The following is a 24,175-nucleotide window of genomic DNA, read 5'->3' as shown; positions in this document are numbered from 1 at the left end:
ACGATGATGGCATTCAATACGATGCGGGAATACTTGATTTTATCAGTTTTCTTCACAGTTCTCCCTCCTTTCCAGGTGGTATGATGTATGATCAATTTTGTGGTTCAACACGTTCATTGGTATCGGATTTCGGTCCTAATGCTTGCACGTTGGCGGTATTCTTCCCCACGGTCATCAGGTTGAAAATGTAGAGAAAGATGCCGACGTTCATGATGATATCTCCGATACTGATCACCTGTGTTCTTGGATACGGCGGGGATAACGGTATAATGTCACCCAGGAACGGAAGGCGGGTAGAAGCGTCCATCAGATAATGCTTGGTGATAACGGTGCTGTTGCTCAGCATGTCCACGTAATAAGGATCCAGAACGGAAGCGGCGCTCATCGATACGGGCATTCTGCCGCCGTTAACCGCCATGACGAGGAAATTGAGAAAGACGCCGGCCAAGATGCTGCCAAAGCCCTTCTGGTCCCGGTTCATCCAAAGGAAGATCATGCCGGCGACGTAGATGAACATAAACACGTAGCTGCTTGCGGATGCCAGCCAGTCGGAATTCGCTTGAAAACGGAATATGAGCAGCTGTACGATCAGGAGAATTGGGAAGATGAGGCCGCCCTTCAGGCGGATCTTGCTGAATTGCTGCAGTCCGTGACGGAAACCGCCGCGTATCAGTCCGACAATTAACCCTAGTATAATGCCGTCAAATACCATGATAGAGTTCCTACTTTCATAGTTCGTTATCTCTGTAATAAGATAGTTCGACAGCGAATTGGTAATTCCTGCAACAATAATCAAAATTTATGGAAAAATTTCGGAGGGGAGTAAAAAGCTTGTCCCATCCTGTATAAATCTTATGATTCATGTACATTATAACAGATCAAAAGGATAAATCTTCCTACTTTTTTCGTGTTTCTGTTGCAGAAAGGAGCAAATTCGCCAACTTTACATACCTACGGGGGGTATAGTAAAGTGATAATGTACGACATTTTACGATAGGAGGGCGACAGCATGAAACAAGTGACATTGACGGTGGAAGGCATGTCCTGCAATCATTGCGTAAACTCGGTGGAAGGCGCGCTGAAGAGTGCGGGAGCTTCTGGCAAAGTCGATCTTGCATCCAACACGGTAGCCGTCGAATACGACGAAACCAAAGTCAGCCTTGACGCATTGAAGGAAGCGATTGAAGAGCAGGGCTACGATATCGTGTCTTAACGACAGACTTCCTGCCATATTCCCTAGCCGCGAACTTTGGCTGAAATAAGAGCCGGCTGCTAAAGGCGATCGACAGCATGCCGGCTTTTTTGCGCTGCGGTTGCAGGCAATCAAGCTTGCACTGCCCAAGCCGAAGTTTCATAATAAATGGAGCGATTCTTAAGAGCCTAAGGAGTGGATACCCGATGAATGACACGATTTCACTGCTGATGAACCATCGATCGATTCGTAAATATTCGGATCGGCCCGTGTCCGAGGAACAGCTGAGGGCTGTCGTGGCAGCAGGCCAGATGGCATCGACCTCAAGCAACGTCCAGGCATACAGCGTGATTGCCGTGACCTCACCAGAGAAAAAGCAGCGGTTGGCCGCTTTGGCGGGCAATCAGGCGTATATCGTGGAATGCCCGGTATTTCTGGTATGGTGCGCGGACCTGTATCGTTTGAAAAAAAGCGCAGAGGCGCATGTGGCGGATCAAGAGACGTACGAAGATTCGACCGAGAATTTCATCGTGGCCACGGTGGATGCCGCTTTGGCTGCGCAGAATGCCGCGATCGCGGCGGAATCGCTCGGTCTTGGCATTGTGTATATCGGCGGAGTCCGCAACTCCATTGCGGAGTTCTCCGAGGCATTGGAGCTCCCGGATTTGGTTTATCCGGTATTCGGCATGTGCCTCGGGTACCCGGATCAGGAGCCGGGGCTGCGTCCCCGGCTTCCGGTGGAGGCTGTCCTGCACCGTGACAGCTATGATCCGGCGGCCCTGGAAGAAGTGAAGAACTACGACCGAATCTCTTCCGATTATTTGTCCAAACGCACCCATGGCAAGAACAGCGCTCCTTGGTCGGAGCTTATGGCCAAACGACTGGCGGAGCCGGTCAGGCTGCACATGAAGGACTTCCTGAAGGGGAAGGGGTTTATGGGGCGTTAGACATGAGTAGAGAGAGGAGCGGGTACGGACCGGTGGCGTGGGAGACGCCGTGCTTCGAAAGCTTGCCTTAGCTTCCAAGCCGCAAGCCGGAACGAGTTACGGACGGCAGCAGCAGTATCTAGTGGAACTCAGATCCGGATAGCAGTATCGGACCTCAGATCCGTTATTTTCATTATGGGCTCGTGTTTGCCGGATCTATCGGACACATGATCCGTTAAGCAGCGTATAATCCGAAAAATGAGAGCCTAATTCGGTGAATAGCGGACCTCATGTCCGCCAATATTCGAAAAATGGCGTTTTTGATCAAAATAAGGTCCGCTGAGTCCGCTAATGTGCAGCTATTTTGTACATCGTGCTCCCTGTGAACACGATGCGTGGTTCGGGGCATGCTTGGATGGCTGGTCGGCGCTAAGCGTGAACGTAAGCACAACACAGGAAGCGTGGCGCAATGTACAACGCCTGAACGTAAGTCACAACACGGGAAGCGTGGCGCAATGTATGACGCCTGAACGTAAGTCACAACACAGGAAGCGTGGCGCAATGTACAACGCCTGAACGTAAGTCACAACACGCTAAGCGTGGCCGCAATGTACGACTCCTGAACGTAAGCACAACACAGGAAGCGTGCCACAATGTACAACGCCTGAACGTAAGTCGCAACACAGGAAACGTGGCGCAATGTACGACGCCTGAACGTAAGTCGCAACACGGGAAGCGTGGCGCAACGTACAACGCTTGAGAGTAAGTCACAACACAGGAAGCGTGGCGCAACGTACGACGCTTGAACGTAAGTCATAACACATAATAGGGGCTGTCCCACAAGGTCAGGAAGTAAGGACCAAGGGACAGCCCCTTTTCAAAATGGCTCTTTTTATACGAGATTAATTGATCAGGATGACATGCCGATTCATTTGCCGATTCCCTGCTGGCGGTATTGACCCGGGGTGATCCCTTCCAGCTTCTTGAACATGCGATTGAAGTAGGGAGGCTGATATCCTGCGGCCTCCGCGATTTCATGAATGCGAAGATCCGTGGTCAGCAGCAATTCTTTGCAGCGGTTCATGCGCACGGTTGTCAGATAGTCCATATAATTCGTTCCCGTCATCTGTTTAAACGCTTTGCTCAGTTGGGATACGCTGACGCCGGCCTCCATGGCCATGGCATCCAGGGACAAGTCCTGCATCCCGTTCTGCTCGATTTGCTCCAGCACGTTTTCGACCAGCGATTTCATGGAGCTGTTGAAGTTCTTCGTCAGCTGATCGAGATAGGGCTCGATGATTTCTTTCTGGAACCAGTCCACGCAGGCCTTCGGGTCGCGAAGCAGGGACAGCTGCTCCTGCAGGTTGGAGAAATCGTACACCTGATACGGATTTAAGCCGGCCTGCAGCATGGAGCGGTGAACGCTCGTGATTAAACGCATGAGTCCATGGTGGACATGCCACTCCGAGCCGCCCCCGGCTTGAAGCGCCGTGACGAAGCGGCTTAGGGATCGCAGCGCGTCCCCTTGCAGCCCGAGGTTCAGGGTGTGTATGAAATCCTGTTCCAATTCCAGCGGAAAGTCGATCCAGTCGTTTTTTTGGGACAGCACCGTGTCCGCTTCCAGCAGCTGGCTGCCGGCATCGAAGGATCGGTAATGAAGCGCCCGCTTGGCCTGTTCCAGAATATGGGGAACATCGGTCCAGGTCGAGCTTGGCCCGCCCAGCACGATGGTTGCCGACATCCGCAGCGTATCGCGCAGGGCCCGCAGGATCTGGTCGCACAGCAGCCTCATCATACGTGTCTGTTCGTCGGCTTTAGGAGAGGCCGGAACGATCAGGATGACGCCAAAGGAGCCGTCGAAGAAATTGATGGGATGCATATAGACGCTAACGTCCTCTGCCAGCTCTTGAATCACGTTCAAAGCGGCATAGGTGAGAAGATGCTGATCGTTCTCAGTAAGCGGCGTCCGATCCTCCCCGTGGGTATGCTGCTGGAGAACGATCGCCGAGAACTGTTTATTGGTTATGTCTAGCTCCATCTCTTGCAGCTTGAGCACATACTCGGACTCCGTCAGGTGGGCGGCTTGCCCGCTCAAGAATTGATTGATGTAAGCCTCCCTGATCGCGGGCAAGGATCGCTTCCATTGATTTTGAAGCGTGTCATGCGAGAACCGGTACTGCTTCCACTCGTGTTCAATATAATCGAGCTCGTTGTACCGCGATGTCTGCTTGGCCTGATCGCCTCCAATCATATGCAGCATTTTGCGAATAGGGCGATACATCCTCTTGGAGGCAAACCAGCTTGCGCCCAGGGATGCCGCGAGAGCAAAAGCAAAGCAGATCAGGATGATATGGGTATACGGCTTCGTCGGAGCGATGATCGTGGACTGCGGCGTGCCGGATACATAGGTCCAATTCCGCTGCATTTTTTCAAATTGGACGGTATTCACCAGCCACACATCCTGATCGACCGGAACCTTCATCCGCAGACGATTCGTACGCTTGGCATTCTCCGGAAGCTTCAGCTGTTCCTGGATCGCGCTCATCGCCTTCGGCATGCTGCGGCTCATGCCCGATTCCCCGATGATATGGCCTTGATCGTCGAGCAGGAACGATAGATTCTCGCTGTTGCGAATCACGTGCAGCTTCGACGGATCGATGTAGATGACGATCGCCCCGTAGGGCGTATGACCGTTGAAGGGAAGCCGCATGACGAGCGCATGGGAAGATCTCCCCTTATTGAAAGGCCGCTCCAGGTCATGTACCCAGAACATGTCCGAATCTCCCTCCATGAGCCGGCCGAAGCCTAACGCATCCTGTTCCTGATCCAATGTCCGCAGCCCGAGATCGGGCTCCATGATTTTATTTTGCTTTTTGATGTAGAGATAGACCTGATCCACAAGGGGATCGGCATTTTCCACCAGGTTGAGCGTATTAAACAGCTCGTTCGTCTCCTCGATATTCGACACAAAGTCCATATCGGACAAGGAAGGCTTGAAATGGGGCTTCACCACCATATTGAGCGCGTAGTGGACCAGCTGGGTGAACTGCTCGTCCACTTGCCTCGCCGCGTCCACCAGGGCTTCCTCGTTCCGCTGCTGATATTGGTTGATCATATGCTGGTTCCCCACGTATAGGTAAACGGCCGTAATGGCCGAGATGGGGAGGCATGTCATCAACACGGCAAGTGCGATGCTTCTCCAATACATAACACCTTTGAAACCGGATTCAGGATTCTGTTGCCTCATAACACTAACCCCCTGTTGGCATAGACAAATCCAAGGCCTGATCGAAGAAAGCCGGGAAAATCATTAAATACTATCATAGCGAAAGAGGGGATTAGTTGAAAAGATCACATTTTCCTATTGATGCCGATGAACACGGCATTCCGGCACCAAGGAAAAAAAGTGCAATTCGAGGAAATGGATGATGCGAAACGCTTGGCAGGCAGGCATTTTTCCGTATTGTGCATCGAAGGGAGAGGCGAAAGGGCCGCGACGGAAAAAAAGTGGAATTGCAGGCAATTCTGCAACCGTTTACATTAGGGATACGTTCCGCGAACGGTAGGTTTGAACGAGACGACAAGGCTGAAAGTGAGGGAGTATCGATGAAAGCACAAGAAACCGTTCAGTCGGCAAAAGGAAGCGGGAGCGCCCCTATACCCGCGAAATCCAAAACGAAGTGGGGGCGGATCCGGTCGGATGTAGCTCGCGACAAGTATTTATACATGCTGGCGTTGCCGGGTCTTATCTTTTTTATCATTTTCAAATATATTCCGATTACGAATCTCGTCATTGCTTTCCAGGAGTACTCGCCGTACTTCGGAGTGTTCGGAAGCCCTTGGGTAGGCTTCGAGCATTTCGCCCGGTTTTTCTCCAACGACGACTTCTGGATGCTGCTGCGCAATACGCTGGCGATTAGCTTCCTGAGCCTGATTTTCTTTTTCCCGGCGCCGATTATTTTAGCCTTGATGCTGAATGAGGTACGAAGCTCCTTCTATAAACGGACCATTCAATCGCTGGTGTATATCCCCCATTTTTTATCCTGGGTATTGATCTATGGGCTGACCTACCTCATGTTCTCGCAATCGGAGGGCTTGTTCAATAAGTGGCTCGTTACCATGGATTGGGGAACGGTCGATATTCTCTCCAATCCGAACTATTTCTGGGGCATGCTGACGGCACAATCCATCTGGAAGGAAGTCGGATGGGGGACCATCATCTTCCTCGCGGCCATCGCCGGAGTGGATCCGCAATTATACGAGGCAGCCGTCATGGATGGCGCAGGCCGTATGAGACGGATATGGCATATTACCCTGCCCGCGATGCGCAACGTGATCCTGATTCTGTTGATCCTCCGCCTGGGAACGATCATGGATACCGGATTCGAACAGATCTATCTGATGATGAATGCGCCCGTCACCAATGTAGCCGAAGTGTTCGATACCTATGTATACCGGGTGGGGATAAGGCAGGGAGAATTCAGCTACAGTACGGCCATCGGGTTGTTCAAATCGATCGTCGGCGTCATCCTGGTGGTCTCGGCCAACCGATTGGCGAGGCGATACGGTCAAGAAAGCCTGTACTAGAGGACGGGCGAAGACAAGGAGGAGTAAAGCATGCATGAGAAAGGATGGAAAACCGGGCTCTTCGGCTTCGTAAACAACGGCCTGCTGCTGATCATCGGTTTGGCAACGATATTTCCGATTTACTATACCGTTATTCTGTCATTTACCGATCCGGTGGAGTATTATCAACGAAGCTTGATAGTATGGCCGCGGGATTGGACGCTGGATGCTTACAAGCATTTACTGTCCAACGGGTTGTTTGTCACCTCGATCTCCATAAGCGTGTTCCTGGCCACGGTCGGCACGATGCTCAGTCTGCTCGTTACCGGGGGGATGGCTTACGCGGTGTCCCGAAAACGGCTTCGGTTTCGCAAGGCGATCATGATTATGGTGTTAATCACCTTTCTCTTCACGCCGGGGCTGGTTCCGCTGTATCTGGTCGTCCGAAATGTGGGACTCATCGACAGCGTCTGGTCGCTGATCCTGCCGAGCTTGACGAGCGCGTGGTATGTGCTGCTCATGAAGGGATTCTTCGACAGCATTCCGGACAGTCTGGAGGAAGCCGCGATGATCGATGGCTCCAATGATATCGGCGTGTTCTGGCGAATCATTCTGCCCTTGTCGCTGCCGGCGCTGGTGGCTTTCGGATTGTTCTTCGCGGTCGGCTATTGGAATACTTACTTCAACGCGCTGATGTTTATTAATGACCAGAAGATGTGGCCGCTGCAAGTGCTGCTCCAAAATATGCTGGTGGATCCCACGACAATGGGATCGGGAAGCGGCGGGGGCTTTGCCTTCCAGGTGAACCGTCCGGTTCCGACGGAAACGTTGAAAATGGCAGCGGTCGTCATTGCTACCGTTCCAATCATGTTAGTGTATCCATTCCTGCAGAAGCACTTCGCCAAAGGGGCGATGGTGGGTTCCGTCAAGGAATGATCCGATATACGGTTTTCTTTTTCCAACATGGTCAGTCAGGAAAGAGGTATCATAAACAGGGAGGTCTAATGATGAAAAAAATGGATGCAAAGCCGAGCAAGTCGTTTTTAAAAATGTCGGGGGTGCTGCTCTTAGCAAGTTCGCTCTTGCTTAGCGCATGCGGCAGCCGCGGCGGGAGTCCCTCGAGCGGCAGCGAGGGCGGGACAGACAGCAGTGAACCTACAAGCATCACGATACAGACCTTGAATTATGCCACCGAATTCATAGACAACACCAATCCGCTATGGAAAGAGCTGGAGAAACGCACCAATACCAAGTTGAATATTACGTGGTTGTCCCCATCCACGGCCGAAGAGAAAATCAATGTCATGCTTGCGTCCGGCGACCTTCCGGAGGTTACTTTCGTGGAAACGATGCAGAACCCGCAGCTGCAGAAGATGCTGAAGCAGGGAGTCTTCTGGGATCTGACCCCTTTTCTCAAAGACTACCCCAATTTAAATCGCGAAGAGCTGAAGGAAATGTGGGAAATCACCAAGGTGGACGGCAAGAACATCGTGATTCCGCGTTACTACCCAAGCTATGGGGGCGGGGTGTTCCCGATGATCCGCAAGGATTGGCTGGATGCCCTTCAGCTGGAAACGCCAAAAACGCTGGATGAGTTCCATAACGTGTTAAAGGCTTTCAAGGAACAGGATCCGAATGGTAACGGACAGGCGGATGAGATTCCGTATGCCGCTAATCCGAGCGCGCTCGCGTATATTTATAATATCTTTAATGAAACGCAAGGGGGCTGGAAGCTCCAGCCGGATAACACCCTGTCTCCGATTATTACGTCGGACGCGTCAAGGGAGGCCATGCTGTGGATCAAGCAGGCTTATGACGAGGGCCTGTTCCCCAAAGATTTTGCCATCATGAAGTTCTCCCAGGTGATGGATACGATGCGAAGCGCCAAGGCAGGGGTTGGCGGCATGTCCATGAACCATGCCTGGGTAACCGGCAAAGCCGTGAAGGACGTTGATCCCAAGGCGGATTTGATGCCGCTTGCTTACTTGGAGAATGCCAACGGGGTAAAGTATACGCCTTCAGGCTCCCCGTACTATGGCGTGTACCTCATTCCGAAGAAAGTGCCTGAGGCCAAGGTCAAGAAGATCCTCGAGTTCTTCGACTATGGCTACAGCCAAGAAGGAAACGAGATGCTGACCTACGGAATCGAAGGCGTCCATTACAATCTGGAGAACGGAAAGAAGGTCGCAACGCCGCAAGCCGTCACCGATAAGACGGGAGATGGAAACCTGAACAATATGATTCACCTCGTCAGCGACGATATGGCCATCAATGCGGTAGGGATGCCGGACGAGGTGTATGAACGAAACGTAGAGATCGTTACGGAGCGCAAGACGGTTAAGGTGCCGAATCCTTCAGGCGAGCTCTACTCCGAAGCCTATAACAAATACTATCCCGAGATTTCCAAGAAAGTAGAGGATATGCGGGTCATGGTCATTACCGGCAAGGAACCGGTTGAATCGTACGATAAATTGATCGAAACGATTAAAAGCGATCCGAAGATGAAGGAGATTACAGAGGAGATCTCGAAGGCGTATCAGGAGAAATTTGTGAAATAACCGAAATCCAAACCATAATGCGAGTGAGCCCGCATTGTGGTTTTTTTTGTTTCTTGGGACCTGTCCCTTTCAATTTTAGGCCCCTGATGTCTAACATCAAACATCCTATAATTTTACATTAAAGCATAAAATATTACATGAGGGGAGGACATAAAGTCATGAAAACGAAGGAAGGCATTAGGTTTGATATCGAGCAGGAAAGAAACAAGCTTCATAAAATGAAGCAGCGGTATCGTGATTTTAACCATCCTAAAGTCCTCAGGCAATCGATCGTGCTCGATGAACTGATTAACCAATATAACCGGTTCCTTAAAGAAAACAAACCGATTGCGTAAACAACCGGCTTGAATGGAACGGGAATTCTTTTTTTTATAGATCGTAAAGTCTAACCGCATTCTCGTAAAAAATCCTGCGAGCCTCGGAAACGGCCAGCCCGCGAAGCTCGGCCCATGCCGCCGCTGCGGAAGCCGTCATCTTAGGATGGGTCATCTGTCCGGTGAACGGGCCATCGAACGGCCAAGGGCCGTCGGTTTCGGTCATGACAAGATGCTCGGGATACATACGGGCAATATCGCGAATTTCATCCTCATAAAGAATGTCGGGCGTGAAGGAGATATAGCAGCCTTTATCCGCCATCCTCTGCAAGGTGTCACGGGAGCCCTTGAACCAATGGAAATGGGCGCGGGTGACGCCATATTTGTCGAGCAAATCACATGCGGTATCCGCATCTTCATATACAGCGTGCAGAATAACCGGTTTATGATGCCGCTTCGCAAATGCTATAAATTGCTCAAGCAGGCATTCGTAAGGGCGGTTATCCCACGGCCGGCCCTCCGTTTCGGCTTCCAGCCTGGCATAATAGGGCAGGCCGACCTCTCCGACGGCAATCATGTCGTCGACATGATTAGCCATCCAATCCAGCAGTTCCTTGGTTTCTTCAGGGGAAGGGACGGGCTGTTCCGGATGATAACCAAATGCCGGCCGCACAAACGGTCCGTACTCCCTGGCCAGCTCCAGGTTTCGCTTGCTGGAAGCCAGGTTCATGGAAACGGAGATGATGGACTGAACTTCGCTTTTGCGGATATCCGCAAGAATCGTTTGCTGATCGGAGAAGGCATAAGAATCCAGATGAATATGGGTGTCCAGCAGAGGGGGATTCGTTTCCGTCTGCGTGAATGATTTCATCGTTACATCACCTCGCTTGTACGCCTCCGAGAAGCGCTCTTGAATAATGGATACAGGAGCTTAGGCATTTGTATCCTGCCTATGCGGCTCAACGCTTGTGCTGTTCTTCGCGCATGATGGCGGAGATTTCGGTTTTTAGCGCGATAAAGGACGGGTCGTTCAGGATGTCTTCCCTGCGCGGACGGGGAAAAGGGACCTCTACCCGTTTCAGGATCGTCCCGGGCCGCGCCGACAGGATATAGATGCTGTCCGAGAGCAGCAGCGCTTCCTCGATATGATGGGTAATCATCAGCACCGAACGGCGCGTATCCTCCCAGATATCGAGCAGCCAGCGCTGCATATCGCCGCGTGTCAGCGCGTCGAGCGCGCTGAACGGTTCGTCCAGGCACATAACCTCCTGCGGACTCATCAGCGCGCGCAGAAAGGCGGCCCGCTGCTGCATCCCCCCTGAAAGGGTATGCGGATACGCCTTCTCGAAGCCGGCAAGCCCGGCCCGTTCCATCCAGCTGCGGGCATTTTCCCTGGCGGCGGTTTTCGAGGTGCCTCTCAGCTCCTCGGGAAGGAGCACGTTGTCCTCCACCGTACGCCAAGGGAAGAGGGCCGGCTGTTGAGGCATATAGGCGATGCGGCCTTTCTCTCCGGTCACGTCCTGACCGTCCATGAGTACGGAGCCCGCATCCGGAGCCGTTAACCCCCCGATGATATGGAAGAGCGTGCTCTTTCCGCTGCCTGAAGGACCGATCAAGGAGACGAATTCCCCGGGCTGCACCTGAAGCGAAAGGCCATCCAGCACGTGCACTTCGCTGCGCCGTTCGCGGAAGGTGATATGAAGGCTGCGAACCTCAAGGGCAGGCGCTGGCGGGACCGCGGTAGATGACCGGCGCTGCCCGTCATGATCCGGCAGGGATACTTGATATGTCATGTCGCTAAACAGCCTCCTTTTATATAGGTTGGAAAATGTCCGTTCACCGTGGTTCTAGCCTTTTCGATTCCAGCGGATCAGGCGCTTCTCCAGCAGGGTGATCAGCAGCACCATCAGCAGGCTGAGCAGGACGATGATCAGAATGGCAACAAACACCCGGTCCGTGCGGTAGCCGGATTTTTGCAGCATCATATAGTAGCCGATGCCCCGGTCCGAGCCGATCCATTCCCCGATCACCGCACCCATGACCGAATAGGTGGCCGCGATGCGGATCCCGGAGAAGATGGAGGGGAGCGCATGCGGCAGCTCCAGCTTGGTGAAGATCTGCCATGAAGTGGCTCCCGCCATCTGCATGTAATTCATCATGGTTCGGTCGGTACGCGCCAGTCCGTCCAGGGCGGCAACGGCTACGGGGAAGAAGCAGACCAGGGTAATCACGATAACCTTGGGCAGCATGCCGAAGCCGAACCAAATCATGAGGAGCGGGGCGAGAGCGATCGTCGGCACGTTCTGGCTAAGAATAAGAAGCGGATAGAGGGCTGTTTTGAGAAAAGGCACCAGATGCAGGGCCAACGAGATGACAAGGCCGATCGCCGTACCGATCATAAATCCGACCAGGGTTAATTGCAGCGTGGCCAGCGTATGCTGAAATAGGCCGGAGGCGCCGGTGGCGGCTTCATGCCCGATGGCCGTCGGCGCCGGCAAAATATACGGCTCTATATCGAATACCGATACCGCGGCCTGCCATACCGTCAAAAAGAAAAGGACCGCCGCAGCGGGCGGCCAAACGGAGCTCCACCAGCCTTTTCTCATGGACGGTATTTCTCAGTCAGCTTATCCATGCTGATGCCGCCCGGATGGTGCGCGATTTTGACCTGGGATATGACGCTGGGACTTCCCGCTTTCACCAGCGCCTCATGCATGCGCTCAACGATTTTCAGCAGCTCGGAAAGCTCTCCTTCCAAGGTGGTTTCGAGCGCATGGACCTCGTATTTCACGCCCGATTCTTGAATGACCCGAATCGCTTCATCCACATAAGGAATGCTGTCGCCTCCATCCGGCGTTCTGGGTATCACTTGTATGCTCAAGAGGGTGTTTGCCATCTAAACTCATCCTTTCATGCAAGCTATATTGTAATGGAAGAGAGGCAGCCTGTCGGACAGGCCGTCTCTCTTCCAAATTAAATGCATCCTATGGTTTCTCCGGTAAAAATTCATTGGTGAAGGCGCTGTCCGCATCAAGCTCCTTCTCGAGCAGCTTGCGTTCAAACATCCAGTCTGCATACCCCGACCATACTTCGGCTTTCTGCTCGCCCCAGCGGGCAGCATCATCCTGATAGCGGGGACTCAGCCATTTCTGGCTGGCATGAACCAGCTCGGCATCCAGTTCGGGAACGGCCTTCGTCAGCAGGGCAGCCGCATCCTCAGGATGTTGAATCGCATAGTCGTATCCTTTTGAGGTCGCCCGCATGAATGCTTTGACAAGCTCCGGGTCCTCCTGGATCAGCTTCTCGTTCGTTACGATCACCGGCGTGTAATAGTCAAGCTGCTCGGAGTAGTCCTTCACATAGATCATGTCAAGCGGCTCGTTCCGGAGCTCGGCTTCGATACCGGTCCAGGCATAGAAGATCCAGGCAAAATCAATATCGCGTTTGACGGCCGTAAAATAATCGGCATCGCCCATGTTAACCATATTTACTTTGCTGACATCGGCACCGTCGATCTCCATGATGGATTTCATGACGGCTTCCTCAACAGGCGAGCCCCAGCCGCCGTAGGATTTCCCTTCAAAATCGCCAGCCTTGACGATCCCCTTGTCCTTGGGGGCGGCAAAGCCGGATGTATTATGCTGAATAATCGCCGCAATGGAGACAAGCGGCAGGCCTTGGGTTCTGGCAAGCGTGACGCCTTCTTGGTAGCTGATGCCAAACGGCACCTTGCCGGATGCGACCAGCGTATCCGTTCCGCCGGCCCCTGGCTGGACGATCTGGACGTTAAGCCCTTCTTCCTCATAATACCCGAGCTCCTTGGCTGCATACAGTCCGGTGTGGTTTGTGTTGGCCGACCAATCGAGCATCAGCTGTACGTCGCGGAGCTTTTCGGCCGCCTGGCCGTCTGCGCCTTCGGTACCTGTATTTTCGTTCTGTACGCCTGTACCGCATCCCGCCGCAACCATCAGCAGGGCGCAAGCGAGAAGCAGCGCCATCCATTTTCCCTTCTTCATCTTGTCTTCTCTCCTTTGAATTCTCTTTCTCTTTCTATGACCTCGTTAACTCCACAAAAAAAGCGCCCTGAATGATATCAGGACGCATGACGGCGTAAGTGTATACCACGGCAAATCATAGCTGCCGCAAACATGGACTTCCTACGCTGGCATTACCCAGATCAGGTGTAAGGGTCAGTATCATCGGATACACTCTCAGCCGGCCAAATTCCAGCTCCCCCGGGATTTATGAAGTTTCGGACGTTACATCCGTTATTATAGTCCTAACGCAAAGACCTGTCTAGTTCGGAAGGGGATGCGAACGAGGCAGGTCTTCGTATTGGGCATGGCTTGTGCGGTTGGAAGAATGAACCCCGTTAACCATTCACGGGATGAAGCATTTTGATAGGATCCTGTTCGGCAGCGGTTAGCGCTGGAAGAACTCAATCCATTCTCCTTCGGGACCGTGGACGAAGAAATAGCGGTACCCGTTCGGAAGCGTTACGATTTCTTCGTCAAGATGAGGTACGGCCAGTCCCTGTACGCGCACATATTCCGCTTCGATGTTATCGGTGCTGACGGCGAAATGATGGACGGTGCCTTCTGCGGGAAGCGTGTCGCTGTAGCCCTGGATAAGCTCGACTTCCGTTTCGTCGCTGCCGTTAAATCCGAGGAATGCCAGCTGGATGACGCCATTGGTATGGGTAAGGCGATCTTTCAGTTCAAGTCCGACGACGGTTGTGTAAAAAGCAATCGTGGCTTCAAGGTCCCGGACGACAATGCCGACATGATCCAATCGTTTCTGTGACAAGGCTAAACACCCTTTCCGATTCATATGAGATATGACTGAAATGTTATCATATAATTCCTATACGTCAAGTGGGCCTTGAGGACGGAAAGCTTTTGGAGCGCGATGGTTTAATAGAGTAGAATCGATGGTCTTTCTTTCATTTCCTCATCTTTACTTTTAGGTGGGTAAAAAGTATCATGAGAACTATAACTATTAATTCAAAAGACCTAACAAACAAGCATTGAAGAAAGCTTGCCTTTTGGCCGAGGAGGAATGCTTATGAGTCCAACTCCAGCAGATCATCTGTGGATTCGACTCGCCATCATATATGCATTCATTCAGATAATGACCGTTCTGTGGATGCCTGATGCTTTATTGCTTCAGCGTGTTCTAGTCATTATGGCTTCCGCTGCCGCTTCCGTCTATTTACTACGGATCAGTCGGCATTACGAGCCGCATCTTCGAAGGTTTTGGCTTATCGCAAGTGCCGGGCTGATGGCGGATGCCTCGGCTCGAATCATCGATGCTTGTTATTTTTGGCTGGGGAAAGAGAGCGCTTCCCGTACAATTTTGACTCAATTATTCTGGGGATTCGAAATCATCCTGTTTGCAGGTGCCCTCATTTATTTGTTCCGGCACGTACAAGGTTCGTTTCGGGGAGTGCGGTTTATGCTGGATATCGTGATCGTTGGCATAACGGTCATGACGGTAGGCTGGGAATATTTCATCAAGCCCGAGCTTAACGGTTTGGCGAATGAAGCCTTATGGGGAAAGCTGTGGGTGGACATGCTGTACCCGCTGTGCGCAACGGTGCTTATTTTCTTCACCTTGGTGTTGTATTTTAACACAGGACAGTTAAGGAAACGGGCGGTCTTCCTGATATGCCTCGGCGGGAGCATGTACATTGCCGCCGATGTTCTGCATATGTATCTCGTCGATTATAAGGGTGTTGAAGTTCGTTCATACCTGTACCCACTGTATACGTTATCGGTATTCATCATTGGTTTGGCAGGAGGGCGGTCAGCTCCCGATGCCCGAAATCAATCGTTGGATGAGAGGGAGCCCCGTTCGTTCGGAAATCTGATCGTAAGATATCTGCTTCCCTACAGCGTGCTTGGCGGGATGTTTGCCCTTATGGTGCAGCGGTTCGGAGGGTGGAACGGGCTTTTTACCGGCTTATCCCTGTGCGTCATCCTGATTCTGATCAGGCAGATCCTGATCCAGTTCGAGAATGACCGCTTGTTTGACCGGCTGCATCAAAGCCTGATGCAGAGCGAGACCTTGGCGCATCGCGACGATCTTACGGGACTCTATAACCGCCGCTACTTTAACGCGAGGCTGTCGAGCTCGCTGCAGGAGGCGGACCGTGCGGGTTCCCGCGTAGGGCTTCTATATATGGATATGAACCGTTTTAAACGAGTGAATGACCGCTACGGCCATCGTGCCGGCGATTTGCTGATTCGCAAGGTCGCGACCCGTCTTCAAACCCTTGAATCCAAAGGCGTTCTGGTTTCCCGTTTAGGAGGGGACGAATTTACGGTAGTGATTCATCCGGCCGGCGAGGATCAGGAACTGATCTGGATGGCGGAAGAGATCTGGACGATGCTGAGCGAGCCGTATGAGCTGGAAGGGCATGAGGTCCGAACCACGCCGAGCATCGGCATCGCGGTCTATCCGGATCATGCCAGGAACGACCAAGAGCTGATCGGTCGCGCGGATGCAGCGATGTATGCGGCCAAAGAGCGAAACGCCCGCTGGCATTTCGATGTGGAACGAACGATGCTGCTGCAGCTGTTGGATCAAAAAGTCGAATAGACAAAAGATTCGGATATCGACAATGTGTTGTTAAGAGCAATATAAGTCGATTATTGTAGAATTTAGCGCAATCATTGCACGAATCTTGCGCATTTCTCGCAAAATAGGTCATAACTTCGATATAAAATCCATAAAATGCAAAGAAATCATATTCAAAATGCCGATAAGAAGCATAGTGAGAGCTAGCTTGCCAAGGAGGACGAACATGATTTGCGACAATTGCAGCACCTTTGAACCGATTGAGGACCAGGGGACCATTCATATGAAGCCTGCAAGTGGTGAGCTTATTCAATTGCTGGCAGTGAACGGCTACGCGGTACAAGAGAACAATGAGGGTTGTGCTGTGAACTACAAGGTACGAGCGGACCTGATCTCCATCATCGAGTGTCTGCAACCCCTTCCGCTGAAGATTCGTCAAGAGCTGTCCTTCTGTGTTACCCGTGGAGGAGCTCCGCAAATCCGGCATTCGTGGATCCCTATGCAGAAGTTCGAACTGCAGATGGAGCATTATGATATGGTGAATGTCATTTTACATAAGCAGTTTACGAGCTACATGCAGCCCATCGTGGATCCAAACGAGCAGATCGTGGCCTATGAATTTCTCCTTCGACCGGTAGAGTGGGGACTCCGGTTCCAGCCGTACGAGCTGTTTGAGACAGCCCGAAAAACCGGACTGCATTCATTCCTGGACCAGGCGGCACGCACCAGTGCGATTGAGACCAGTGCCGAGTGGCTTCCGATCGGCGTGAAGCGGTTCGTGAATTTCCTGCCGTCCTCGATATACGATGCGCAGATGTGTCTGAGCCACACCTTCAATACGATCGACAGGCTCCATCTGGATCCGAGGGATTTCGTATTCGAGGTGGTGGAAACCGAGAAGATCGACGATGTGAAGCATTTGCAGTCGATATTCGAGGTATATCGAAGCCACGGCATCTCGGTTGCCATGGATGACGTCGGCGCAGGTTATTCCACATTGGAGCAGATGATTAAGCTTAAGCCGGATTATGTGAAGATCGACCGGAGTCTTATCGACCATTGCGATCGAAATCCCGCCCAGCAGAAGCAGCTCGAAATGATCACGAACATGGCTCATGATTTCGGGGCCATGGTGCTTGCAGAAGGCATCGAGAGACGGGAGGAGTTTCATTTTTGCCGAGATATCGGGATCGAGCTTTCGCAGGGGTATTTGTTTGGGAAGCCAGCCGAGCGCCCTCCGCGTGATCCTCATACTCAACTGATCTATTCATAACATACATAATCGGCATTTCCCCCGCACGGAGGCGCAAAGCGATGGCATTTATCTGATCCCGGCTTATGGCTGAAGCCGAACCTGCAGATGATGCCTGACATGGACGAAGACGGGTTCTTCAAGAATGAGCCATGATGTAGAGGAGCCCGTTTTCTGTAAAAACAAGAGCCCTGGAAGATTTTCCAGGGCTCTTGTTTTTGTATGGGCCGGCGCATTGAAGCTCCAGTGCCTTTTATCTTGCAGCCGTTACCTCTCCAAATCCGCTGATGGCGTATTCCTTGCCGTTCACGTTCAGGACGGCGGGCGTATCCGTTTCGTTCACGATGAGGGTTTCATGGCCTTTGACGTTAACCTTCAGGCGGGATCCGCGGAACATCACCTTGAAGGAGAAGGAGGACCAATGCCCCGGAATGAACGGGTTCAGATGCAATACGCCGTCCTTCACGCGCAGGCCGCCGAAGCCATGCACAACCGACATCCAGGTTCCCGCCATGCTGGTCGTATGACAGCCGTCCTCGGTATCGTTGTTGTAGTTGTCCAGATCCAGGCGGGCTGTACGAAGGTACATCTCGTACGCCTTTTCCTGGTACCCGAGCTCGCACGCGAGAATGGAGTGTACGCATGGCGAGAGGGAGGACTCGTGTACCGTGAACGGTTCATAGAAGTCGAAGTTGCGTTTTTTCGTAGCCAGGTCGTACCGGTCGCCAAGGAAGAACAATCCTTGCAGCACGTCGGCCTGCTTGATGTACACCGAACGCAGAATGCGGTCCCAGGACCAGTTCTGGTTCAGCGGCAGGTGGGCAGGGTCCAATTCCTTCACCGGAACCAGCTCCTTGTTAAGGAAACCGTCCTGCTGCAGGAAGACGCCGAGTTCCTCGTCTACCGGGTAGTACATTTTGCTGATGATATCCTGCCATTTGGCCGTTTCGGCATCCTGCAGGGCAAGCTTCGCCGTAAGCTCGGCATAGCGGGAATTCTCATTCTCTTTCAAATACTCCAGCACGTCGAGCGTGTATTCCATCGTCCAGCTGGCAATGCGGTTGGTATACCAATTGTTGTTGACGTTGTTCTCGTACTCGTTCGGGCCGGTGACGCCCAGCATCATATACTGGTCCTTCGCCGGCACGTAATTCACGCGCTCCTCCCAGAAACGGGAGATTTCCACGAGCACTTCCAGACCGTATTGGCCGAGGTAAGAGAAGTCGCCGGTATAATTGACATAGTTATAGATGGCATAGGCAATCGCGCCGTTACGGTGGATTTCTTCAAACGTAATCTCCCACTCGTTATGGCATTCCTCGCCGTTCATCGTCACCATAGGATAGAGCGCCCCTTTGGTGAAGCCGAGCTTTCTGGCATTTTCCTTCGCCTTTTCCAGGTGCTTATAACGATAGATCAGCAGGTTGCGCGAGATGCTGGCATCGGCGGTGCTCAGATAGAACGGCAGGCAATAAGCCTCGGTATCCCAGTAGGTGCTGCCGCCGTATTTTTCCCCGGTAAAGCCCTTAGGCCCGATGTTCAGGCGGTCGTCTTCGCCGCTGTAGGTTTGGTTCAGCTGAAAAATGTTAAAGCGGATCGCTTGCTGGGCCGCCACATCGCCTTCGATGACGATATCGCTTTCCTTCCATTTGTCGCCCCAGGCATCTGCCTGCTCCTTCAGCAGCTGTTCAAATCCGGTCTCCACCGCCGGTTCCAGCACGGCACGCGCAGCATCCACCAACTCGCCGAATCCATGATTGCGGGAAGTGACGTTGGCCACGTATTTATAGATGGTGACGGCCTCGCCTTCGGATACGGGGACGCTTACGCGGTTCGCGGCATATTTCTCTTTCTCGATCAGCTCGGCTTGAAGATCCAGCTTCGCCCCGTTCTTAACAAGGTAATAAGACATAACGGAGGTAACATGGAAATCGAGCTTTTTGGTTTTTACGGTCAATGCGGCCGCGCCTTGCGCGGCTTCCTTGAATACCTCCAGCCAGAACTTCTCGTCATAGTTGGAGTCTTTGTTCTTCACATCGCCATCGAGATAAGGCGTAACCGTAAGCTCTCCAGCGAAATTAAGCGGCGTTACGGCATATCGGATGGCACCGATCTCGTGGCGTACAATGCTGACAAAGCGAACCGCCTCGATCTGGAGCTCCTTGCCGTCTTCCAAGACAGCGGTGAAGCGGCGGGAGAGGAAGCCTTCCTTCATATTCAACTCGCGCACAAAATCCTTCACCGTGCATTTGGCCAAATCCAGCGGCGTGCCGTCGATTTCAATGCCGATGCCGATCCAGTTGGTGCTGTTCAGCACTTTGGCGAAGTATTCAGGATAACCGTTCTTCCACCAGCCTACGCGTGTTTTATCCGGATAATACACCCCGGCCATGTAACTGCCCTGCAGGGAGGAACCGCTATAGGACTCCTCAAAGTTGGCGCGTTGGCCCATGAATCCGTTACCGATACTGAAGATACTCTCTGAAATTTCATGCGTGTGAGGATCAAAGCCCTCTTCAATAATTGACCATTCATCAAGCTTTAAATATTGTTTCACAATCATCGGCTCCTTTAGGTTTAGGAAAAATGGTTGCATATCTATATGGGATGATGCTGCTGAATGCTGTAAACGCATGTGCTCACACGTTTATAACTCCAGCAGTCGGTCCACCGTTAACTCTTCCAGGGAAGGAAGGACGAGGTTGGCGCGCCCCAAGGTTTCGGGCGAACCGATGCCGACGCTGCGCATTCCCGCGCGGATGGCGGCTTCGATTCCGGCCTCGGCATCCTCGAATACGACACAGGCGTCAGGGTCGGCGCCAAGCTCGCGAGCTCCCAGCGTAAATACCTCGGGATCCGGCTTTGCTTGGCTGGTCTTCGTTCCATCGATGATGGCGTCGAAGTAAGGCGTCAGGCCGGTATTGTTCAGGATCAGCATCGCGTTCTTGCTGGCGGAGCCCAGCGCAACCTTGATGCCGCGGTCTTTCAAGGCTTGGATAAATTCGAGGGCTCCAGGCAAAATCTCGGATTCGTCCATATTGGAAATATACTCGACATACCAAGCATTCTTCTTCTCGGCCAGCGCCAGCTTTGCGTCTTCATCCAGCGATACTCCGCCAACCTCAAGCAGAATATCGAGGGAAGCCATGCGGCTTACTCCCTTCAGGCGTTCGTTGTCCTGCTCCGTGAATTCAAAGCCAAGCTCTCCGGCAAGACGCTTCCAGGCAATGTAGTGATACTTGGCGGTATCCACGAGCACACCGTCTAGATCGAATAAACAAGCGGATAGGGTTGACATGATCATCCTCCTTAAGGAATTAGTGCAAACGTTTGAACCAAGCTGCAAAAATAAAGGAAGCACCAGGATGCTTCTTTATTTTGAAGTACTTCTTGCTATGCTCCGCAAATTCGTCGACACTCAAGATTTCGGCGGCGAAAACATCGAGGATTCGCGGATCATCAATCGATGCGGAATAATATAGCGGTGCGGCAGGATCGTGTTGTCATCGTTGCGAATCGTCTGGATCAACGCCTGCGAGGCGGTATAACCCAGGTTATAGATGCCGATGTCAACGCTGCTCAGCGGCGGGGTCGATAGTTCGGTCAATGAGATGTTGTTGAAACTGATGATCGATACGTCCTGGGGAACTTTATACCCCAGCTCGTGCAGTCCGCGAACCACGCCGAAAGAGACAATGTCGTCGACAATGACAAGCGCCGTCGGCCGCTCGGGCAGGTTCATGAAAAAGGACATGGCGCGATAGCCGCTCTCCTGCAGGAACTCGCCTTCGACAATCCATTCTTTTCTCATTTCAAGGCCTGCATCGGCGAGTGCCTTTCCGTAGCCCTTCATCCGGTCCTGGGATACGATCAGGTTTGGCGGCCCGCTGACAAAACCGATCCGCTGATGCCCAAGCGAGATCAAATGCTTGGTTGCATCATAGGCCGCCTGCACATTATCGGTATCGACCGATAACAGGTCAGGATATTTCTCGCTCCGGCCGACAAGCACGAACGGGTAGTTGTTCGATTTCAGAAAATCAACGACCTGGTCGTCCTGCCTGGAGTAAAGCAAGATGGCGCCGTCGACGCGGCGGCCGTTAAGAAGGCGGGATACGGCTTCGACTTCCTCTTTCTCGTTGCCGCCCGAACTGAGAACGACATCGTATCCGGAACGGTTCGCTTGGGTGACGATACCGCGGATCAGCTCCATGAAGAATAAGTTGAGGAACAATTCCTCCGCGGGTTTCGGCAGAATGACGCATATGCTTTCTGTCGTTTTGGAAACAAGGCTCTTGGCCATAATATTGGGATGGTAGCCCATTTCCTCCATGATCTCTTTCACCTTGCGCGAGGTTTCGCGGCTGATTCTTGGATGGTTGGAAAGCACCCGAGAGACGGTGGAGGGGGATACGCCCGCTCGTTTTGCGACATCTTTTATCGTTACTGACATAATAGGACCTCCAGTGGAACCGTTTGCGTTTTTTTGAAAATAAGAAAGCGACTACTGGAGTCTCCCTTATTTCACAAGAGTAACTTTCCGCTGTTCGCCGACCGTTCCTCTTTATTAAATTGTGGGTCTGTCAGGCCCTGTGTATACGTGGATACCTATTGATCTAAAGGCATATTGATCCGGTATGTTAAACGGTTTCACACTGCTATATTAACGTTAATCGATAGGCTTGTAAATACGTATCCAAGTCAGTCCAACGCAATTATTTCACAAATGCATCAAAAAAGAAGCAAGGATTAGAAAACGGAAGAAAGGCCGGTATTATGGCCCGAAAAAACCGGAAAACAACTTAAAATGGCATTGTGCAAACGATTTAACAAAACGAAAGTGTGGGTTATGATAGAGTGGGATCAAAAACAGGCCGTTATCAACCGCTGAAGATGGAATTAAAGCCAGACCTTATTATGTAACCGTTTTATTGGAAATATCTAGTGCTTTTTAATTCAAACGTTTGCGCTTCTGATTATACATGAAGATACTTTAGATTACATAAGCGGAATGACTCGATGAATATCAGCTGCGTGAGCGAACAGGGGGAAACAGCGTGATACGAAATACATGGGGAAGACGCAGGGCTCTGCCGATATGGCTTACGGCTTTTGCGCTTACGGGAAGCCTGCTTGCAGGCTGCAGCGGCACCGCGGTTGCGCCGCAAGAGGAAGCGAAGCCGCCGGCGGCTTCGGAATCGAAACAACCGAATACGAAAGCGCCTGCGCCAGAAGGAAAAACGGAGGTGGATGAGCAGTCCTCCGACGTCTATTATGAAATTTTCGTGCGTTCATTCTATGATTCCGATGGGGATGGGATCGGTGACTTGCAAGGGGTCATCGAGAAGCTGGATTATTTGAATGACGGAAATCCGGAAACCTCGGAGGATCTTGGCGTGACGGGGATTTGGCTGATGCCGATCCATCCTTCGCCGAGCTATCACGGTTATGATGTGACCGACTACCGTTCCATTCACCCGGATTACGGGACGCTGGATGACTTTAAGACGCTGCTTGCCGAAGCGGATAAGCGCGGGATCAAGATCATTATGGATCTGGTGGTCAACCACACGAGCACGGAGCATGCTTGGTTTCAGCAGGCTGCGAAAGACAAGGCCTCGGGCACCCGCGATTGGTACATCTGGGCCGAGGATCAAGGGAAAACGCCTTCCGGATCCAGCGCGGCGGGAAGCGGCTCCCCTTGGCATGAGATGAACGGGGCGCATTACATGGGCACGTTCTGGGGCGGGATGCCGGATCTGAACTTCGATAATCCGAAGGTCCGCGAGGAGATGAAGGATATCGGGAAGTTCTGGCTGGAGCTGGGCGTCGACGGCTTCCGGATCGATGCAGCCAAGCATATTTACGAGGATCTGATGTCCGATAAGGGCGAGGCGACCACGGCCAAGAATACGGCTTGGTGGCAGGAATTCCGAGCCAGCATGAATGAAGTGAACCCGGAGGCTTATATCGTCGGGGAGATTTGGGATAATTCCGCTGCGGTCATCGGGCCGTATTTGGAGAATGCATTCGATTCCGGATTCAACTTCGGCTTGGGCGAGAGCATCGTCGGTGCCGCCATGAACGAGAAGGATAACAACCTGGCCTTCACCCTGGAGCGGACATATGGCTTGTTCAGCCAGGTATCGGACGGCAAGTTTACGGATGCTGCCTTCCTGACGAATCATGACATGAACCGTGTCATGTCCCAGCTGAAGGATGACGTGAACCACGCCAAGATGGCTGCCGGCATCCTGCTGACAATGCCGGGAAATCCGTTTATCTATTACGGCGAAGAGATCGGGATGAAGGGAGCGAAGCCGGACGAGCAAATCCGGGAGCCGATGATCTGGTCCAATACGGGCAGCGATAAGGGACAGACGAACTGGGAGCCGCTTACGCATAACCGCGGCGATCAGGTCCAAGGCGTAGAGCAGCAGACCGGAGACGAGGATTCCCTGCTGTTCCGCTATCGCACGCTGATCCGGTGGCGGAATGAGATGCCTGCCCTGAACAGCGGCACGATTGAATCTTATGCGTCAGGGAACCAGCAAGTGATGGCCTATATCCGCCGGACAAACGAGAGCGGGGCCTTAGTGGTTCATAACCTTTCAGGCACGGAGCAGACCGTGGACCTGGCATCCAAGAACGGATCTGCGGATTTCCGGTCATTGGCGAGAACCACCGACGACAGCGCGGCATGGGACGGCAGCAGTTTAACACTGCCGCCTTATACGACCGTTATTTTGGAATAGGCTGCGATCCTGCCTTATCCAGCAAAACACAAC

The 24,175-nt window shown here is 52.4% G+C and carries 20 protein-coding genes and 1 riboswitch; of the genes, 9 read left to right on the top strand and 11 right to left on the bottom strand.

Annotated features, from left to right (window positions below):
• Positions 1-91: 91 nt before the first annotated feature.
• Entirely contained in the window at positions 92-712 is a 621-nt protein-coding gene (locus RB297_RS19455) for a DUF5317 domain-containing protein (RefSeq protein ID WP_009594161.1), read from the bottom strand.
• A gap of 297 nt (positions 713-1,009) precedes the next feature.
• Here RB297_RS19455 and RB297_RS19450 point away from each other — a divergent pair, with 297 nt between their 5' ends.
• Together RB297_RS19450 and nfsA are read left to right on the top strand one after the other, a co-directional pair.
• Positions 1,010-1,213, top strand: coding sequence for a cation transporter (locus RB297_RS19450; protein ID WP_009594149.1), 204 nt, complete (start codon positions 1,010-1,012; stop codon positions 1,211-1,213).
• A gap of 185 nt (positions 1,214-1,398) precedes the next feature.
• Positions 1,399-2,139 carry an oxygen-insensitive NADPH nitroreductase gene (gene nfsA / locus RB297_RS19445; protein WP_375121182.1) on the top strand — a complete coding sequence of 247 codons (741 nt, stop codon included), beginning with the start codon at positions 1,399-1,401 and terminating at the stop codon, positions 2,137-2,139.
• Positions 2,140-3,046: 907 nt separating this feature from the next.
• Here the strand turns inward: nfsA and RB297_RS19440 are convergent.
• A complete protein-coding gene (locus RB297_RS19440) occupies positions 3,047-5,365 on the bottom strand; it encodes a helix-turn-helix domain-containing protein (protein ID WP_375121181.1) in 2,319 nt (772 codons plus the stop codon).
• Between the two features lie 359 nt (positions 5,366-5,724).
• On the opposite strand from RB297_RS19440, the gene RB297_RS19435 reads away from it, so the two are divergent.
• The 4 genes from RB297_RS19435 to RB297_RS19420 all read left to right on the top strand — a co-directional run bounded on the left by RB297_RS19435 (position 5,725) and on the right by RB297_RS19420 (position 9,577).
• Positions 5,725-6,705, top strand: coding sequence for an ABC transporter permease (locus RB297_RS19435; RefSeq protein ID WP_036664971.1), 981 nt, complete (start codon positions 5,725-5,727; stop codon positions 6,703-6,705).
• Between the two features lie 30 nt (positions 6,706-6,735).
• The gene (locus tag RB297_RS19430; protein WP_375121180.1) at positions 6,736-7,620 is read left to right on the top strand and encodes a carbohydrate ABC transporter permease; all 885 of its coding nucleotides are present in this window, start codon (positions 6,736-6,738) and stop codon (positions 7,618-7,620) included.
• Positions 7,621-7,691: 71 nt separating this feature from the next.
• A complete protein-coding gene (locus RB297_RS19425) occupies positions 7,692-9,242 on the top strand; it encodes an extracellular solute-binding protein (protein ID WP_374705893.1) in 1,551 nt (516 codons plus the stop codon).
• Between the two features lie 158 nt (positions 9,243-9,400).
• Positions 9,401-9,577: an aspartyl-phosphate phosphatase Spo0E family protein gene (locus RB297_RS19420; RefSeq protein WP_009594144.1), complete on the top strand. Its 177-nt coding sequence runs from the start codon at positions 9,401-9,403 to the stop codon at positions 9,575-9,577.
• A 34-nt stretch (positions 9,578-9,611) separates the two neighbouring features.
• On the opposite strand, the gene RB297_RS19415 is transcribed toward RB297_RS19420, so the two are convergent.
• The 6 genes from RB297_RS19415 to RB297_RS19390 form a co-directional block, all read right to left on the bottom strand.
• Positions 9,612-10,427, bottom strand: a complete 816-nt coding sequence (locus RB297_RS19415) for a TatD family hydrolase (RefSeq protein WP_375121179.1) — start codon at positions 10,425-10,427, stop codon at positions 9,612-9,614.
• Between the two features lie 88 nt (positions 10,428-10,515).
• On the bottom strand, positions 10,516-11,349 hold the full coding sequence (locus RB297_RS19410) for an ABC transporter ATP-binding protein (RefSeq protein ID WP_096774668.1): 834 nt from the start codon (positions 11,347-11,349) through the stop codon (positions 10,516-10,518).
• A 54-nt stretch (positions 11,350-11,403) separates the two neighbouring features.
• Positions 11,404-12,162 carry an ABC transporter permease gene (locus tag RB297_RS19405; RefSeq protein WP_192569860.1) on the bottom strand — a complete coding sequence of 253 codons (759 nt, stop codon included), beginning with the start codon at positions 12,160-12,162 and terminating at the stop codon, positions 11,404-11,406.
• Positions 12,159-12,452: an MTH1187 family thiamine-binding protein gene (locus RB297_RS19400; RefSeq protein WP_009594139.1), complete on the bottom strand. Its 294-nt coding sequence runs from the start codon at positions 12,450-12,452 to the stop codon at positions 12,159-12,161. Before RB297_RS19400 ends, RB297_RS19405 begins: the two co-directional genes overlap by 4 nt.
• A gap of 88 nt (positions 12,453-12,540) precedes the next feature.
• Entirely contained in the window at positions 12,541-13,572 is a 1,032-nt protein-coding gene (locus RB297_RS19395; RefSeq protein WP_375121178.1) for an ABC transporter substrate-binding protein, read from the bottom strand.
• 121 nt (positions 13,573-13,693) lie between these two features.
• Positions 13,694-13,803: riboswitch (TPP riboswitch) on the bottom strand.
• 175 nt (positions 13,804-13,978) lie between these two features.
• Entirely contained in the window at positions 13,979-14,362 is a 384-nt protein-coding gene (locus RB297_RS19390) for a VOC family protein (RefSeq protein ID WP_012818801.1), read from the bottom strand.
• A gap of 258 nt (positions 14,363-14,620) precedes the next feature.
• Between RB297_RS19390 and RB297_RS19385 the strand changes: the two genes are divergently transcribed.
• On the top strand, positions 14,621-16,156 hold the full coding sequence (locus RB297_RS19385) for a diguanylate cyclase domain-containing protein (RefSeq protein WP_375121177.1): 1,536 nt from the start codon (positions 14,621-14,623) through the stop codon (positions 16,154-16,156).
• Positions 16,157-16,361: 205 nt separating this feature from the next.
• Complete coding sequence (locus tag RB297_RS19380) at positions 16,362-17,408, top strand: EAL domain-containing protein (RefSeq protein ID WP_096774662.1); 1,047 nt, start codon at positions 16,362-16,364, stop codon at positions 17,406-17,408.
• 232 nt (positions 17,409-17,640) lie between these two features.
• Here the strand turns inward: RB297_RS19380 and RB297_RS19375 are convergent, their stop codons facing one another.
• The 3 genes from RB297_RS19375 to RB297_RS19365 form a co-directional block, all read right to left on the bottom strand.
• Positions 17,641-19,944 (bottom strand): glycoside hydrolase family 65 protein, encoded by a 2,304-nt coding sequence (locus RB297_RS19375; RefSeq protein ID WP_375121176.1) that lies wholly within the window; start codon positions 19,942-19,944, stop codon positions 17,641-17,643.
• A 90-nt stretch (positions 19,945-20,034) separates the two neighbouring features.
• Complete coding sequence (gene pgmB / locus RB297_RS19370) at positions 20,035-20,685, bottom strand: beta-phosphoglucomutase (protein WP_012818805.1); 651 nt, start codon at positions 20,683-20,685, stop codon at positions 20,035-20,037.
• Positions 20,686-20,805: 120 nt separating this feature from the next.
• The gene (locus RB297_RS19365; RefSeq protein ID WP_009593335.1) at positions 20,806-21,840 is read right to left on the bottom strand and encodes a LacI family DNA-binding transcriptional regulator; all 1,035 of its coding nucleotides are present in this window, start codon (positions 21,838-21,840) and stop codon (positions 20,806-20,808) included.
• A 604-nt stretch (positions 21,841-22,444) separates the two neighbouring features.
• On the opposite strand from RB297_RS19365, the gene RB297_RS19360 reads away from it, so the two are divergent.
• Positions 22,445-24,142 carry an alpha-amylase family glycosyl hydrolase gene (locus RB297_RS19360; protein WP_375121175.1) on the top strand — a complete coding sequence of 566 codons (1,698 nt, stop codon included), beginning with the start codon at positions 22,445-22,447 and terminating at the stop codon, positions 24,140-24,142.
• Positions 24,143-24,175 lie beyond the last annotated feature (33 nt).

Origin of the sequence: Paenibacillus sp. CR_12, assembly GCF_041953985.1 — a bacterium.
GTDB lineage: Bacteria > Bacillota > Bacilli > Paenibacillales > Paenibacillaceae > Paenibacillus_AQ > Paenibacillus_AQ lautus_A.
This window is presented reverse-complemented; position numbering and strand designations above follow the sequence as displayed.

What these genes read in the sequence shown, in the direction of transcription:
- RB297_RS19410 (WP_096774668.1), bottom strand. Translation starts at nt 11,349, where the DNA reads ATGACATATCAAGTATCCCTGCCGGATCATGACGGGCAGCGCCGGTCA.
- RB297_RS19440 (WP_375121181.1), bottom strand. Translation starts at nt 5,365, where the DNA reads ATGAGGCAACAGAATCCTGAATCCGGTTTCAAAGGTGTTATGTATTGG.
- RB297_RS19455 (WP_009594161.1), bottom strand. Translation starts at nt 712, where the DNA reads ATGGTATTTGACGGCATTATACTAGGGTTAATTGTCGGACTGATACGC.
- RB297_RS19395 (WP_375121178.1), bottom strand. Translation starts at nt 13,572, where the DNA reads ATGAAGAAGGGAAAATGGATGGCGCTGCTTCTCGCTTGCGCCCTGCTG.
- RB297_RS19400 (WP_009594139.1), bottom strand. Translation starts at nt 12,452, where the DNA reads ATGGCAAACACCCTCTTGAGCATACAAGTGATACCCAGAACGCCGGAT.
- RB297_RS19430 (WP_375121180.1), top strand. Translation starts at nt 6,736, where the DNA reads ATGCATGAGAAAGGATGGAAAACCGGGCTCTTCGGCTTCGTAAACAAC.
- pgmB (WP_012818805.1), bottom strand. Translation starts at nt 20,685, where the DNA reads ATGTCAACCCTATCCGCTTGTTTATTCGATCTAGACGGTGTGCTCGTG.
- nfsA (WP_375121182.1), top strand. Translation starts at nt 1,399, where the DNA reads ATGAATGACACGATTTCACTGCTGATGAACCATCGATCGATTCGTAAA.
- RB297_RS19385 (WP_375121177.1), top strand. Translation starts at nt 14,621, where the DNA reads ATGAGTCCAACTCCAGCAGATCATCTGTGGATTCGACTCGCCATCATA.
- RB297_RS19425 (WP_374705893.1), top strand. Translation starts at nt 7,692, where the DNA reads ATGAAAAAAATGGATGCAAAGCCGAGCAAGTCGTTTTTAAAAATGTCG.
- RB297_RS19415 (WP_375121179.1), bottom strand. Translation starts at nt 10,427, where the DNA reads ATGAAATCATTCACGCAGACGGAAACGAATCCCCCTCTGCTGGACACC.
- RB297_RS19420 (WP_009594144.1), top strand. Translation starts at nt 9,401, where the DNA reads ATGAAAACGAAGGAAGGCATTAGGTTTGATATCGAGCAGGAAAGAAAC.
- RB297_RS19365 (WP_009593335.1), bottom strand. Translation starts at nt 21,840, where the DNA reads ATGTCAGTAACGATAAAAGATGTCGCAAAACGAGCGGGCGTATCCCCC.
- RB297_RS19405 (WP_192569860.1), bottom strand. Translation starts at nt 12,162, where the DNA reads ATGAGAAAAGGCTGGTGGAGCTCCGTTTGGCCGCCCGCTGCGGCGGTC.
- RB297_RS19450 (WP_009594149.1), top strand. Translation starts at nt 1,010, where the DNA reads ATGAAACAAGTGACATTGACGGTGGAAGGCATGTCCTGCAATCATTGC.
- RB297_RS19435 (WP_036664971.1), top strand. Translation starts at nt 5,725, where the DNA reads ATGAAAGCACAAGAAACCGTTCAGTCGGCAAAAGGAAGCGGGAGCGCC.
- RB297_RS19380 (WP_096774662.1), top strand. Translation starts at nt 16,362, where the DNA reads ATGATTTGCGACAATTGCAGCACCTTTGAACCGATTGAGGACCAGGGG.